Source organism: Rhodococcus sp. 05-340-2 (assembly GCF_002258915.1).
Taxonomy (GTDB): Bacteria; Actinomycetota; Actinomycetes; order Mycobacteriales; family Mycobacteriaceae; genus Rhodococcoides.
Window position 1 is genome coordinate 179,886 of the sequence record NZ_NOYU01000039.1, and the last position, 12,764, is coordinate 192,649.

Sequence of the window (12,764 nt, forward strand, 5' to 3'; positions counted from 1 at the left end):
TTAAGGGATATTACCCTCGATCCGGTTCGCTGCCAAGGGGAGACCTACTCGCCAGTAGCAGTGCATCGATCGCTGTGCCGCCGGTCACGTCGCGATAGCGGTTCTCGGCGGTGAGGACGGTCAGTCGAGTACCGATGTTCGACGCCAAATCCTCTGGCGTGTAGAGGATTTCGGCTTCCTGTGGGCCGCCGACGCCGGACTCGATGTTCGCGGCGTGGTGTCCGAGAATCATGAGGATTCCGTCAGGTTTCAGTGCCGACACTGCCCTCGAAACGGCCGCCTGCCGCTCCTCCGGGGGCAGGTGGAGGTACAGCATGAGAACCAGGTCATAGTTCGGTTCTGTTGACAACTGCGTCACATCGGCGTGGACCCAGGTCAGGCGTTCGCGCACCGATCGCGGTGCCGAAGCGGCAACACGACTTGCCTTCGTCAGTGCGACCGAGGAGAAATCGACGGCGTCGACTGTCCAGCCGCGGGTTGCCAACCAGATGGCATTTCGACCCTGTCCGGCCGCGAGATCGAGTGCCCGACCACGTTTCAGCGTCGTCGCGACTTCCACCACCGTTGCGTTCGGTGCCTCGCCGTAGACGAGTTCTCGGCCTTCGTACTTGCGATCCCACTCTGCGGCGTCCACCCGGGGAAGCCTAGTGGGGGTTCCTACAGCGTCGCGCGCAGCAGCAGTACGTTGTAGTTCTGGTAGACGGTGGCGAGGAAGTACAGGTCGCGGCCGGTCGAGTAGGGGTGGATGTACGGCGCGTAGATGGAGCTGACCTCGCGGGTGTCGACCAGAACCTCCGGCGCGCTCCACGGCCCGACGGGCGACGGCGAGCGTCGAAGCACGATCGAGTTGGCATTGTCGGTCGTCATCATCAGGTACTGGCCGAGGGTGGCGTTGTATGCGACGGACAGTTCGCCGACGCCGCCGACGATGGGTGCGGCCGCGGCCGGGTCACCCTTCTTCCAGTCCTGCCCGGTCCAGTACTCGTATTCGCCGAGCCTGGCGATGTCCTGTTCCTTGACGCGGGCGACGTGACCGAGGTTGAAGCGGCCGGGCGGGGTGCCGTACTGGTAGACGTAACCGCCGTCCTTCAGGTAGGCGCTCTGCTGGAAGTTACGGTCGCCGCCGACGCTGGGCCGCTGGGTCTCGGGCAGTGCTGCCCAGTTCTCTCCGTTGTCGTTCGACACTGCCAGGCCGGAGAAGTTGGTCTCCCAGGTTCCTGCGGGTCCCCAGTTCTTCACGGACATCAGGTTCAGGTACTGACTGTCGCCGACGGCCACGCCTGCCGTCGGGATTCGGCTGATCTCGACGAACGGAATCTTGGGGCTGGGGACGACCTCCTTGGTCTGGCCGATGGGGTCGAGTACGACGCTGTCGAAGTTCATGCCGTCGGCGAGGTTGCGGTCGTTGCTACGCACGATGGCGTTGCTGCGCCACGACCACAGGCTGCCCTGCAGCAGGTTGGGTACGCCGAGACCGGCGGTGTCGCCGAAAGCCGTCAGTACCTCGCCGCGGCCGTTGTCCCACATGATGCCGAGATCGGTGCCGATCATGTTGACGTTCTGGGTGTTGTTGGGGCTCGACATCCCGGTGACCTGAGCGACGGCTTGTGCGCGACCCTGCAGTTGCGGGAGCCCGAACGTGCCGTTGAGTCCGGCAATGGGATTGACCGCGTTGGGATTGGCGAGCGCGTTGGGCCCGGTGACCAGCAGCGATGTGGCAACGGCCATGACGGCAACGGTCAATACTCTGGAACCCACGCGACTCACGACGTTCTCCCGATTTCGATTCACTCCCCGGTAATCGAGGAGAACCATATCAGCGGTTTGTTCGAGGGGGGATAAATCGAGTGATCCGCTGTTTCGAGAAATCGGGCGAATGCACCTCGGTGTCGTAATCTGGAGAGCGTGAGTGATCTGCCCGATTCCCGGCTGGCGAGGGATTTGTCCGTCAGTGCGATGCGGCTGAATCGGAGGCTCCGTCTGCGCCATTCCAGTGACAGATTGCCCGTCGCTCACCTGTCGATTCTGACGACGTTGCTCCGTGAGGGGCCGATGACGACGGGGGAGTTGGCGGCCCGAGAGCGGATCAAGCCGCCGTCGGTGTCCAGGTCGTCGCATGCCTTGGTCGAGTCGGGGCTCATGCGCCGGGAGCCGCATCCGACAGACGGAAGACAGGTGGTTCTGCGGCTGACCGATGCGGGGACGGCGACCGCGCGTCAGGAAGTAGCCGCTCGGGAAATGGCGCTCGCGGAGCAATTGGACGCGCTGACGCCGCAGCAGCGGGAGACTCTGGCCGCAGCCGCTCGAATTCTGACCCAGATCGTCGAACGGGTCGACTGAACACCCTCAGTTCTCGTGGTGAACTTCGTGATCCAGAGTGTCGACGTCCCATTCGATGGTGGACCCCAATTCTTCGGAGTCACCCCGGCGCGCGACGCGGCCGAGGACGACGGCGACGAGTATCGCCACCACCATCCACACGGCTACGCCTATCAACAACCCGGTCATGTCACACTTTCTAGCACCTGTGTCTGTGAAATCGCCGTGAAACGGTGGTTCGGCTTTGTTGCAATTCGAAATTGGTCGTGTACGGTCCGGCAATTCGGACAGATCGAACGCACTGTTCCACAACGGATGTGGAGATTCCGTGCCGCGAATGGATTTTCGGTGTGAACGGACCTACCGGAACGCGCGACGCACCGATCAATTTTCCAATTGCGTGACGGCAATACGGAAACGGCTGGTCGGTATGCACAATTGCGCGACGGCGTCGAGATCGGACTCGAAATCGACATCGCGTAATTCGGGGAGCATCGTTATCGACGCTCCTGCGGCGGTCAGAGCCTCGAGTGTGTCGGTGCCCGTCGACGGCGCAGACATGGGCACGTCGAGCAAGGACCGTGCGAGGTCGGGGTTGCGCAGGCCCAACGCCCACCAGCCACCGTCCTCGGCCGATCCCAGTACGTCGCTGCTGCCGAGCAACGCGGCCGCGTCGGACAGTAATTGCGCCGTCACCTGCGGGGTGTCCATGCCGATCTGCAGAGTTGCTCCGGTGGTGGCCGCGTCGGCGTGTGCGTTCGCCAGTCGTTCGCCCAACCCGTCGCCGCGCTGCGGGATCACCGTGAACGACGCCAGGGCCCGGGTGAGTTCCTCGGCACGAGCCGCGTCGGCGAGGGTGCCGGTGAGGGCCACGACACGGCGGTCGACGTCGGCGGCCGAGACGGCGTCGAGGGTGTCCAGCAGCGAGGCCGCGGCCAGATCGGCTGCGGCGGCGTTGCCGATCGTGGCGGCGAGGCGTGTCTTGGCCAGCCCTGGAACGGGGGCTTTGGCGACGACGAGAGCGGTGACGGTCACGAGAGCACCTTCCAGAAATCTCGTACGGCGACGATCGTCCCCTTCACCGAGCCCGAGACCTTGGACGTGCCGGCTGTCCGTGGCCGGTAGTTCACGTCGTGTTCGACGACGGTCCAGCCGGCTTCGGACGCCAGTACGAGCAACTGCAGGGGGTAGCCCGAGCGGCGGTCGGTGACGTCGAGGTCGAGCAAGGCCTGACGGCGTACCGCGCGGATTGCTCCCAGGTCGTGTACCGGCAGCTTGTACTTGGTTCGAAGCCGAAGCGAGAGAACGGCATTGCCGATTCTGGCGTGCAGAGGAGAGCTTCCCTTCGCCGGTCGGCGGCGACCGACGGCGAGGTCCGCGTGATCCAGGGCCGCCACGAGGGTCGGCAGATCGCGTGGATCCATCGAGCCGTCTCCGTCGAGGACGCAGACGATGTCGGTGTCGGCCGCGACGACGCCTGCGTGCACTGCTGCGCCGTAGCCGGGCACCGTTTCGGAGACCACTGTTGCTCCGTGGGCAGTGGCCACAGCGGCGGTGGCGTCGGTCGAGTTGTTGTCCACCACGATCGTCAGGTAGCCCGCCGGTACCGAATCGAGCACTGCCGGAAGCGATTCGGCCTCGTTCATGCAGGGGATGACGACGGTGACCGATTCCTGTTCAGACACGGGGTGGTCCCGTTCCTTCGGCGTCGCGCAACGGTGCGTCGGCGAAGGCGGTGAGACCGTCCCTCGGCATGATCTTCGCGCGGAATCCCAGTGTCTCTTCGGCCAGTCGGGAACTGGCGACGATGTGCCGTACGTCGCCCGCTCGGTAGCGTCCGGTGATCTCGGGTGTCGGCCCGCCGCGTGCGTCGGCGAGGATGCCGGCGACCTCGCCGATGGTGATCGGCTGCCCCGAGCAGACGTTGAGGGCGGTGAACCCGTCGACCTCAGCGTCGATCGACGCGATGTTGGCGGCTGCTACGTCGTGGACGTGCACGAAATCGCGGGCCTGCTTGCCGTCCTCGTAGACGGTCGGGGCCCGACCGAGTTCCAGAGACGACCGGAACATCGCTGCCACACCGGAATACGGGGTGTTACGCGGCATGTTCGGTCCATAAACGTTGTGGTAGCGCAGTGCGACCACCGAGCCGCCCGTGGATACCGCCCATGCGGAGGCGTAGTTCTCCTGGGCCAGTTTGCTCGCGGCGTAGATACTTCTGGGTTCCAGAGTCGAATCTTCTTCGACCAGAAGCCAATCGAGAGGCTCACCGGATGCCGGGTCTCGATTGTCGAACAATCCCGCGTCGAGGTCGGCGCGAGTGCGGGGACGGGGAACGACGGTCTCGCCGGACGAATTGATGTATCGCCCTTCGCCGTAGACGACCATCGACGAGGCGAGAACCAGGCGAGAACAGCCCGCCTCGTACATCGCGGCGAGCAGAACCGCCGTCCCGTAGTCGTTGTGGCTGGCGTAAGCCGGGGCATCTGCGGCGTCGACGCCTGCTCCGACGACAGCGGCCTGGTGACACACGACGTCCACCCCGCGCAGTGCGTCGACGAGCGAGTCCTTGTCGCGCACATCGAGATCGATGATCCCGTCGGCTCGCGCTCCTGGACCGTGAGCCGATTCCAACATGGCGTCGACGGCTACGACCTCGTGGTCGGAGCCGGCTGCCGCATCGAGAATGTGTCCACCGATGAACCCGGCCGCGCCGGTGAGCAGTACCCGCGTCATGGCAGTTCGATCGGCAGCGTCAGGCCGGTGTGCACCCGACACGTGGGGCAGTCGCCGGTGGGAGCGTCGGAGATGGCCGAGCGCACCAGTGCTTTGAGCGGCTCGATGTTCTTCTGGAATTCGGCGAACACGTCCACCGCCTTGACGCCCTGACCGGACTCGATGCCGGCGTCGAGGTCGGTCACCAACGCGATCGGTGCGTAGCAGAGCTCGAGTTCACGAGCCAGGACCGCCTCGGGGTGGCCGGTCATGTTCACCAGCGTCCAACCCTGGCGGGCGAACCACTGACTCTCGGCACGAGTGGAGAACCGAGGACCTTCGACGACGACCATGACGCCGCCGTCGATCGCCGAGTTCTGGACCGCGGACTTCCTCAACGTGGGGCAGTACGGGTCTGCGAATTCGACGTGAATCCCGCCCTGGTCGAAGTAGGTCTGCGCGCGCCCGGAGGTTCGGTCGACGAGTTGATCGGGAATCACGACGGTGCCCGGGCCGTACTCGGACACCAGGGACCCGACCGCGCACGGGGCGAACACTCGCCGCACTCCGAGCATCCGCAGCGCCCACATGTTGGCGCGATACGGCAACGTGTGCGGCGAGTACTCGTGGTTTCGTCCGTGTCTGGGCAGAAACGCGACTCGCCGACCTTCCACCTCGCCCAACGTGATCGGGGCGCTCGGAGTGCCGTAGGGCGTGTCCAGCACTACCTCCTCGGCGTCACCGCCGAAGAACGAATAGAAGCCGCTGCCGCCGATGACGGCTATCTCGGCCCGCCCCGTCGCGTCGTTGTCCATCTACTCATCCTCCATCACCGTGGGTCGATATGCTGGTCCGAAGTCGTGGTCGCCTTCAAGTCCGCAGGGAGAAAAGACTATCCGTTACTGGAGAGAAGCCGTCGCCGGCACGTTGGCCGTCGTGCTCGTGGTGGTCGCGTTCGTCGTTCCGTACCTGGGAAACGAACTCGTCACCCCCATCATCAACAGAACTCCGCAGCAGGTGCGTGATTTCGCCGATGCAGCACCGCTGTTCGGCTTCCGCGAGATTCATGTGGGATGGGGAACTCCCGTAGCCGTCCTGATCGCCGTGGCCACCGTGTTGTGGGGGCCGACGGTGGCACGCCGACTGTCGTGGACGCGCCTGTTGTTCGTCGTGTGGGGTGCGTCGGCGGCCTGGGCGATGTCGCTGGCGATGGTGGACGGTTGGAAGCGCGGCTTCGTGGACCGGCTGGCATCGACGGACGAGTACCTGCACGAGGTGCCCGGCATCACCGACATTCCCGCCACGCTTCGCGGGTTCTCCGATCGCATTCTGGACTACCAGGCCGATTCGTGGACGACGCACGTGTCGGGTCATCCACCCGGCGCGTTGCTCACCTTCGTCTGGCTCGACCGTCTCGGCCTCGGCGGTGGAGCCTGGGCGGCGGCGCTCTGTGTGCTGGTCGGCACGAGTGCCGCTGTGGCGCTGGTACTGACACTCCGAGTACTCGGCGACGAGAACATGGCGCGGCGTGCAGCACCGTTCGTGGCCATCGCCCCGGCCGCGATCTGGATCGCCGTCTCCGCCGATGCGGTCTATGCCGGTGTCGCCGCGTGGGGAATTGCACTGCTGGCGATTTCGACGAAGCGCTACCTGTGGCCCGCGTCGATCGGCGCGGGGGTACTGCTCGGCTTCGGCGTGTATCTCAACTACGGGTTGGTGCTGATGGGTCTGCCCGCCGTCGCGGTGCTGATCGCCGGACGAAAGATTCTGCCGTTCGTCGGCGCGCTGATCGGTGCGCTGATCGTTGCGGGGATCTTCACCGCGTACGGATTCTGGTGGTACGACGGGTACGAACTGGTGCAGGAGCGCTACTACCAGGGCATCGCGAAGGACCGCCCGTTCGAGTACTGGGGCTGGGCGAACTTCGCGGCACTGTTCTGCGCGTTGGGTGTTGCTGTGCCCGCTGCGTTCCCGCGGATACTCACTCGGCTCCAGCCGATCAATCTGTTGGTGATCGCGGCGATCGCGGCGGTGGTGATGGCGGATCTGAGCCAGTTGAGCAAGGCAGAGACCGAGAGAATCTGGCTGCCCTTCGCGATGTGGATGCTGATCGCGCCCGCGGTGTTGCCGATGCGGACGCATCGTTTCTGGTTGGCGCTGCAGGTGATCGGTGCGTTGGCGATCAATCATCTGCTGTTCACGAACTGGTGAGCGGAGCCAGCGTCATCTGAGCGAACCAGCGCCCGTCGATCGGTGCCACGTCCACAACTCGCAAGCCTGCGGCGTTGGCGAGATCCGCGGTGGCGTCGGCGCTGACACTCGACCACGCGAACCAGTCGCCGACCATGGTGTCGGTTTCCCATCGCACGGTGCGGTGCCGAATTCCCGTGTTGCTGGGCGCATCCACTTCGGCGATGACGGCTCCGTGGGGTGCGAGCAGGTCGGCTGCCCGGCGGAGCAGTCGCACCGGGTCTCCGCCGATGCCGATGTTTCCGTCCGCGAGGAGGACACACGACCAGTTGCCGGTGTCGGGCAGTGGCTCGAAGAGGTCGCGGAGAACGGCGTTGCCGCCGCGTCCGATGGTCAGATCGACTGCTGCTCGGGAGGTGTCGACACCGAGTGCCGAAACACCGCGTCGAGCAAGCGCTTCGGTGAGTCGACCCGGACCGCAGCCGAGGTCGATCGTGGACCCGGTACAGCGGCTGAGCATGGCGTGGTCCGCGCGGCGATCCTCGGCTGACGAGGCGCTGCCACCCATCCACCGTGCGGTGGGAAGCTGCTGCCTGCTGCCGTCGGAATCACCTATCCAGCAAGGTAGTCCGGCTGCTGCGCGGTTGAAGAGTGTATCGGCGGTGACGCTCATGCTCGGCTCCGTACGAGGGTCCATCGAATGAAGTAGGCGGCGGCGCTCACGGTGAACAACACCGCGGTCAGCGCTAGCCAACGTCCGAGAAAGGGTTCCTGGGTCAAACCGGTTGCGGCCCGATACGACTCCGCGCCCTGGGAGAGTATCCCGGGGAAGAACATCAGAAACGTCAGTGCTGTCCCGAGAGCGGGAACTCGAACGAAATTCACCGGCGACACGGCCAGGCGGCGGCGTGGAATGCCGGTGATCAGCCGATCGGCCAGCGAGTAGAGCGGGAACAGTACGGCGTCGTGCAGCAGTACCGATCCGAAGAACCACACGAGAACCGATTTCCACCACACGTCGCTGTTCCACAGTGTCTGCGGCCCTGCTAGTGCGACGACGTAGCCGACGAGGGCGAACGAGAGCAGCAGACCGACCGCATGCAGCGGGTGTCCGCCGTAGATCTTCGTGAACGCTCTCATCTTCGGGCTCCTGACCGTGCGATGCAAACACCCGTGCGCGAGAGCCACCGTCTTTCACGGCGGCGTCTCGCGCACGGGCGTTCAGGAGGTGATTAGGCAGTGCTGACCGTGATGGTCGCAACGCCGACGAGCAGACCCGGGGTCACAGCATCGGTGTTGAAGGTGCTGTTGAGCAGTCCGGCTGCGGTCTCCGAGATCTTCACCTGGGTGCCCTGCAGAATTGCGGTGTTGTCAGGTCCGGTTGCGAGCGGCTGCAGGGTGCGGCCGTCCAGATCGAACAGCACTGCGTCTGCGGCTGCTTCTTCGCCGTTGACCATGACGTCACCGGTGAGGAGCGAGGTGCCCGGGTCGATGTCGAAGTTGATGAGCTCGACGACGGTCTCGCCGGCGGTCAGCGACAGGCCGCTGCCGTCGTGCATGATCTCACCCTGGACGTAGGGGTCGACGGTGCCGGGCTCCCAGTACTTGACGTCTCCGCCGGTGATCGGGAATCGGATGGATCCGTCTGCGAGAGTGGCGGTTCCGACGACACCGGGCGTGAGGCCCAGGGTGGTCAGTGCGCCGGTGAAGCCGGGATCGAGTGCAACTGCGGTGTCGACACCGTTGCTGAGGTCGGGGACCTCGGCTGCGGGCTCGGGCGTGCTCTCGGTGGTTTCCATGGCCGACGATGCCGAGGAGGTGGCTGCGTCGGTGGTGTCGGACGCTTCGTCGCTGGAGCATGCGGCAAGCGGGACGATGGTGAGTGCACCGATTGCGGTGGCGGCCAAAGCTTTACGAACAGTGAACATGTCGGTCAACCTTCCGTGCTCGTCTCTCGAGCGTTGTGGGTCATTCGGCGCTGCTTGCCGAGCGGATGGGTTCCATCTCGATCCCCTGCAAGGGAGCGTGCCCACCTGTTACCCGACAAACCGGACTGCCAAACCGGAAAGTTTCCGAAGGTTCACTCGGATTCAACGAAGGATCAAGTCCGCCGCCCGTTCGCCGATCACCACCGACGGTGCATGAGTGTGTCCGCGGATGATGCTGGGCATGATCGACGCGTCGGCGACGCGAAGGCGATCGACGCCCCGCACCCGTAGTTCGGCGTCGACGACACTGTCGGCGTCGTTGCCCATACGGGCCGTGCCCACGGGGTGATACAGAGTGTGCGCATTCTGCTCTAGGGCCTCGGTGAGCAGGTCCGCCGGGGAGATGTTCGACGCCACCCTGGGGCGGACGATGTCGCCGAGTTCGCCCTTCATCGAGGGGGTTTTGGAGATTGCAACGCAGGCCCGTAGCCCTTCGATCATGGCGCGGCGGTCGAGTCCGCCGGGGTCGCTGAGGTAGCGCGGCTCCACGATGGGCTTGGCCATGGGGTCGGCCGAGCGGAGGGTGATCTCGCCTCGGCTCTCGGGTTTGACGAGTACCGCGCCGATGACGGCAGCGTGCGAATCCTGGCCGACGAGTCCCTCGTCGAAGAACGGTGCCGGTCCGAAGATGAGTTCCACGTCGGGCAGGGCGAGGTCTTCTCGGCTCTTGATGAATCCGTACGCCTCGGCGACGTTGGAGGTGAGCATGCCGCGTCGGCGCGTGAGGTAGTTGACCAACTCGGGGATCTTCTCGGCGTGGAAGAGGGAGTCTCTTTCTGTTTTCCAGCCGATGAGGGCGGCCAGGTGGTCGAGGAGATTCTGCCCGACGCCCGGTGAGTGGTGCTGAACGGTGATGCCGTGGGATTTGAGCTGTTCCTGGTCGCCGATGCCCGAGAGCATCAGCAGCTGCGGAGTGTTGATGGCTCCGCCGGAGAGGATCACTTCCTTGTGTGCGCGCACGGTGTGTGTCTGTCCACCGGAGGTGTACTCGACGCCTACTGCCGCAGTGCCCTCGAAGAGGACGCGAGTGGCGTGTGCCTCGGTGAGGACGGTGAGGTTCTTGCGCTTCTTCGCCGGTCGCAGGTAGGCATCCGCGGTGCTCCATCGTGCTCCGCGCTTCTGGTTGACCATCGTGCGGGTGAAGCCCTTGGGCTCGGGCAGGTTGGCGGTTTCCAGCGGATAGCCTGCTTCTTCGACGCCGTCGAGGAACGAGGACGTCAGGTCGCGGGGGCTGCGCTGGTGAGAGACGATGAGTGGGCCGTCGGTTCCCGCGTCGAGTGCTGTTGTGCCCTCGATGTTCTCGATCTTGCGGAAGTATCCGACGAGGTTGCGGAAAGCCCACGAGTCGTCGGACACCGCTGCCCAGTCGTCGTAGTCGGCGGCGAATCCGCGTACCCACATCATGGCGTTCATCGACGACGAGCCACCGAGCATCTTGCCGCGCGGCCAGTAGATGCTGCGATCTCGGAGCTCCGGCTGCGGTTCGGTCAGGTAGTCCCAATCCACCTCGCTGCGAAAGAGTTTGGAGAATGCAGCGGGGATGTGGGCGAACTTGTTCTTGTCCTCGGGGCCGGCCTCGAGGAGGATCACCTCGTTGCGCGGGTCTGCGCTGAGGCGGTTGGCCACCACTGCGCCTGCGGAACCTGCGCCCACCACGATGTAGTCGGCAGTCTTGTGCTGTGAGCTCATCTTTGTCCTTGACGTCGGTGCGGGCGCAGAGGTGTCAGCCGCGCAGGGCGGAAGCGAATATCGCAGGCAGTTTGGACCAGGACGGCGCACCTGCGAATGCGGTGAGCAACTTGCCGGTCGATGCTGCGGTTTTGTTCGTGACGAACCACGGTGGCTTCGGGGAGATGGAGAGTTCGCCGTTGATCAGCGAGCGCGGCATCGGTCGGAACGGACCGCGCACCACTGTTCGCTCGGCCCCGTCGATCAGCAAAGCGTTGTGCACGATGCCGATTCCGCTCTGGACGTCGTCTACGGTGTGGCCGGGGAATGCGCCCCAGGTGGCCGCTGCGGTGAGGAATCCGATGGCCGTCCAGGCGTTGACGGCGATGGTGCCGTAGCGCAGGTCGGCGAGCATGGTGTCGAACTTCTCCCCGAGTCCCTTGATGGTGGCGGGGGTGCCGATGATGTTGATGCCGAGTGTTCCGGTGAATTCCTCGTTCGCGGCCTGCACTGCCTTGGCGGCGAATGCTGCTCCGCTGTAGGGCAATTCGATGATGCCCATGACCGGGGCGAAGTACTCGGTCTGCAGCAGCGGTGCGTATTCACCGGGGTTCAGATCGGTGATGAGCACGCGGCCACCGCGCTCGCCGAGGCGTTCGGCGGACGGGTAGGTGGCGGTGGCGTCGGACACTCGCTTGTCGCTGCCGGGGTAGTAGGGCGCTCGGGCAGGCGCGCGGTCGAGGGCGGCGCGCAGGGCGGCGACGAATTCGTCGCGCTGCTTCCATTCCGAGGACAGAACGACGACCTGTGAAGCGACACAGTTGTATCCGCTGTTGTGCAGGCGTTGGGTGGCGATGTGTTCGGCCTGGAACTCGATGTCGGCACGGCTCCACTCACCGGGCAGAACGATGGTGGGCGAGACGCCGCCGAGTTCGCTGGAGATCTCCTTGGTGAGGATCGGGTCGTTGGCCGCCTTGCGCGCAGCTCCGTCCGGGCCGGGACCGAAGACGATCGCGTCGTGCGTGATGGCACTGCCGGTCATGTGAACGTGGTCGACGCTGTCGTGCTGGACCAGGTAGGTGCCCACGTCCGCTCCACCGGTGAGCAGGCGCAGTGCGCCGATGTCCACGAGCGGTGCGAGGACTTTCTCGAACACCGGCAGCAGTGGATCCATGATGGGGTTGAGCTTGAGCGCGACAACTCGGTTGAACGCGATCAGTTCGTACAGCGCGTCCAGCGGCGCGATCGAGGTGATGTTGCCTGCGCCGAGCACCACTCCGATGCCTGCGGTGCTGGTGGGGTCGAGCTGGGCGAGGCCCGCGGTCCGCTGTGCGGTTGCACGGTCGATTCCGGGCTTCAGCCATACCTCGGCGGTGAACCCGTTGAGCAGGAGTCGCTCGAAGATGTTGAGGGGCAGCACCGACACCGTCGTGCGTCCACCGGGTGCCGTACCGAACGTGACACCGGCCAGTGGGCTGCTGTCGGCCTCGAGCGCCGCAAGCGTGTGTGCCACGGTGCCGAGTCCGTTCAGGAACGAGTACGGACCCGACAGCCATTCCTCTCCGACGAGGCTGGACGAGGCGTCGAGGCCCTTGATCGACGCTGCCGCCGTCACCCACTCCTGCGCGTGAGCTGTGGTCAGCGCATGCACGCGTTCGAGGATGGCCCGCCGCTCGGCCAGGGTGAGACGTCCCCAGTTCTTCTCTCCCTCGACCAGATCGGCGAGTGCCGAGTCGACTGCCTCGGTGGGTCCCGTCTTCGGTACGGATTGCAGGTGTGGGGTCACGTCGCTGGTCAACTTCTCGGCTCCACTCGTCGTTCGGGTACACGGCTTCCACTGTGATTGTGGTCGCACTCGGTCGCCTGACGCTATGGGCCACGGGC

At 65.0% G+C, this 12,764-nt stretch carries 14 protein-coding genes; 2 read left to right on the forward strand and 12 right to left on the reverse strand.

The window, feature by feature from the left end:
• Window positions 1-10: 10 nt before the first annotated feature.
• Window positions 11-634: a class I SAM-dependent methyltransferase gene (locus tag CH271_RS24480; RefSeq protein ID WP_094635241.1), complete on the reverse strand. Its 624-nt coding sequence runs from the start codon at window positions 632-634 to the stop codon at window positions 11-13.
• 23 nt (window positions 635-657) lie between these two features.
• On the reverse strand, window positions 658-1,728 hold the full coding sequence (locus CH271_RS24485; protein ID WP_094635365.1) for a DUF4185 domain-containing protein: 1,071 nt from the start codon (window positions 1,726-1,728) through the stop codon (window positions 658-660).
• Window positions 1,729-1,905: 177 nt separating this feature from the next.
• On the opposite strand from CH271_RS24485, the gene CH271_RS24490 reads away from it, so the two are divergent.
• A complete protein-coding gene (locus CH271_RS24490; protein WP_094635242.1) occupies window positions 1,906-2,340 on the forward strand; it encodes a MarR family winged helix-turn-helix transcriptional regulator in 435 nt (144 codons plus the stop codon).
• Between the two features lie 6 nt (window positions 2,341-2,346).
• Here the strand turns inward: CH271_RS24490 and CH271_RS29020 are convergent, their stop codons facing one another.
• From CH271_RS29020 to CH271_RS24515, 5 genes are all read right to left on the reverse strand, one after another.
• Entirely contained in the window at window positions 2,347-2,508 is a 162-nt protein-coding gene (locus CH271_RS29020; RefSeq protein ID WP_170945786.1) for a hypothetical protein, read from the reverse strand.
• Between the two features lie 195 nt (window positions 2,509-2,703).
• Window positions 2,704-3,354, reverse strand: coding sequence for a TIGR04282 family arsenosugar biosynthesis glycosyltransferase (locus tag CH271_RS24500; RefSeq protein WP_037195895.1), 651 nt, complete (start codon window positions 3,352-3,354; stop codon window positions 2,704-2,706).
• Window positions 3,351-4,004: a glycosyltransferase gene (locus tag CH271_RS24505; RefSeq protein WP_094635243.1), complete on the reverse strand. Its 654-nt coding sequence runs from the start codon at window positions 4,002-4,004 to the stop codon at window positions 3,351-3,353. The genes CH271_RS24500 and CH271_RS24505 overlap by 4 nt, the downstream gene beginning before the upstream one ends.
• Window positions 3,997-5,055, reverse strand: coding sequence for an NAD-dependent epimerase/dehydratase family protein (locus CH271_RS24510; RefSeq protein WP_094635244.1), 1,059 nt, complete (start codon window positions 5,053-5,055; stop codon window positions 3,997-3,999). The genes CH271_RS24505 and CH271_RS24510 overlap by 8 nt, the downstream gene beginning before the upstream one ends.
• Entirely contained in the window at window positions 5,052-5,849 is a 798-nt protein-coding gene (locus CH271_RS24515; RefSeq protein ID WP_037195889.1) for an S-methyl-5'-thioadenosine phosphorylase, read from the reverse strand. Before CH271_RS24515 ends, CH271_RS24510 begins: the two co-directional genes overlap by 4 nt.
• 112 nt (window positions 5,850-5,961) lie before the next feature.
• On the opposite strand from CH271_RS24515, the gene CH271_RS24520 reads away from it, so the two are divergent.
• On the forward strand, window positions 5,962-7,245 hold the full coding sequence (locus CH271_RS24520; RefSeq protein ID WP_256986536.1) for a hypothetical protein: 1,284 nt from the start codon (window positions 5,962-5,964) through the stop codon (window positions 7,243-7,245).
• On the opposite strand, the gene CH271_RS24525 is transcribed toward CH271_RS24520, so the two are convergent.
• The 5 genes from CH271_RS24525 to CH271_RS24545 form a co-directional block, all read right to left on the reverse strand.
• Window positions 7,232-7,897: a methyltransferase domain-containing protein gene (locus CH271_RS24525; RefSeq protein ID WP_082323875.1), complete on the reverse strand. Its 666-nt coding sequence runs from the start codon at window positions 7,895-7,897 to the stop codon at window positions 7,232-7,234. The genes CH271_RS24520 and CH271_RS24525 overlap by 14 nt on opposite strands.
• A complete protein-coding gene (locus CH271_RS24530; RefSeq protein WP_037195887.1) occupies window positions 7,894-8,364 on the reverse strand; it encodes a hypothetical protein in 471 nt (156 codons plus the stop codon). The genes CH271_RS24525 and CH271_RS24530 overlap by 4 nt, the downstream gene beginning before the upstream one ends.
• Window positions 8,365-8,456: 92 nt before the next feature.
• The gene (locus CH271_RS24535; RefSeq protein ID WP_094635245.1) at window positions 8,457-9,152 is read right to left on the reverse strand and encodes a hypothetical protein; all 696 of its coding nucleotides are present in this window, start codon (window positions 9,150-9,152) and stop codon (window positions 8,457-8,459) included.
• Between the two features lie 162 nt (window positions 9,153-9,314).
• Window positions 9,315-10,901, reverse strand: a complete 1,587-nt coding sequence (locus CH271_RS24540) for a GMC family oxidoreductase (protein WP_094635246.1) — start codon at window positions 10,899-10,901, stop codon at window positions 9,315-9,317.
• A gap of 34 nt (window positions 10,902-10,935) precedes the next feature.
• Entirely contained in the window at window positions 10,936-12,678 is a 1,743-nt protein-coding gene (locus CH271_RS24545) for an aldehyde dehydrogenase family protein (protein WP_094635247.1), read from the reverse strand.
• Between the last annotated feature and the right edge of the window lie 86 nt (window positions 12,679-12,764).

What these genes read in the sequence shown, in the direction of transcription:
- CH271_RS24485 (WP_094635365.1), bottom strand. Translation starts at nt 1,728, where the DNA reads ATGGCCGTTGCCACATCGCTGCTGGTCACCGGGCCCAACGCGCTCGCC.
- CH271_RS29020 (WP_170945786.1), bottom strand. Translation starts at nt 2,508, where the DNA reads ATGACCGGGTTGTTGATAGGCGTAGCCGTGTGGATGGTGGTGGCGATA.
- CH271_RS24510 (WP_094635244.1), bottom strand. Translation starts at nt 5,055, where the DNA reads ATGACGCGGGTACTGCTCACCGGCGCGGCCGGGTTCATCGGTGGACAC.
- CH271_RS24515 (WP_037195889.1), bottom strand. Translation starts at nt 5,849, where the DNA reads ATGGACAACGACGCGACGGGGCGGGCCGAGATAGCCGTCATCGGCGGC.
- CH271_RS24525 (WP_082323875.1), bottom strand. Translation starts at nt 7,897, where the DNA reads ATGAGCGTCACCGCCGATACACTCTTCAACCGCGCAGCAGCCGGACTA.
- CH271_RS24530 (WP_037195887.1), bottom strand. Translation starts at nt 8,364, where the DNA reads ATGAGAGCGTTCACGAAGATCTACGGCGGACACCCGCTGCATGCGGTC.
- CH271_RS24535 (WP_094635245.1), bottom strand. Translation starts at nt 9,152, where the DNA reads ATGTTCACTGTTCGTAAAGCTTTGGCCGCCACCGCAATCGGTGCACTC.
- CH271_RS24540 (WP_094635246.1), bottom strand. Translation starts at nt 10,901, where the DNA reads ATGAGCTCACAGCACAAGACTGCCGACTACATCGTGGTGGGCGCAGGT.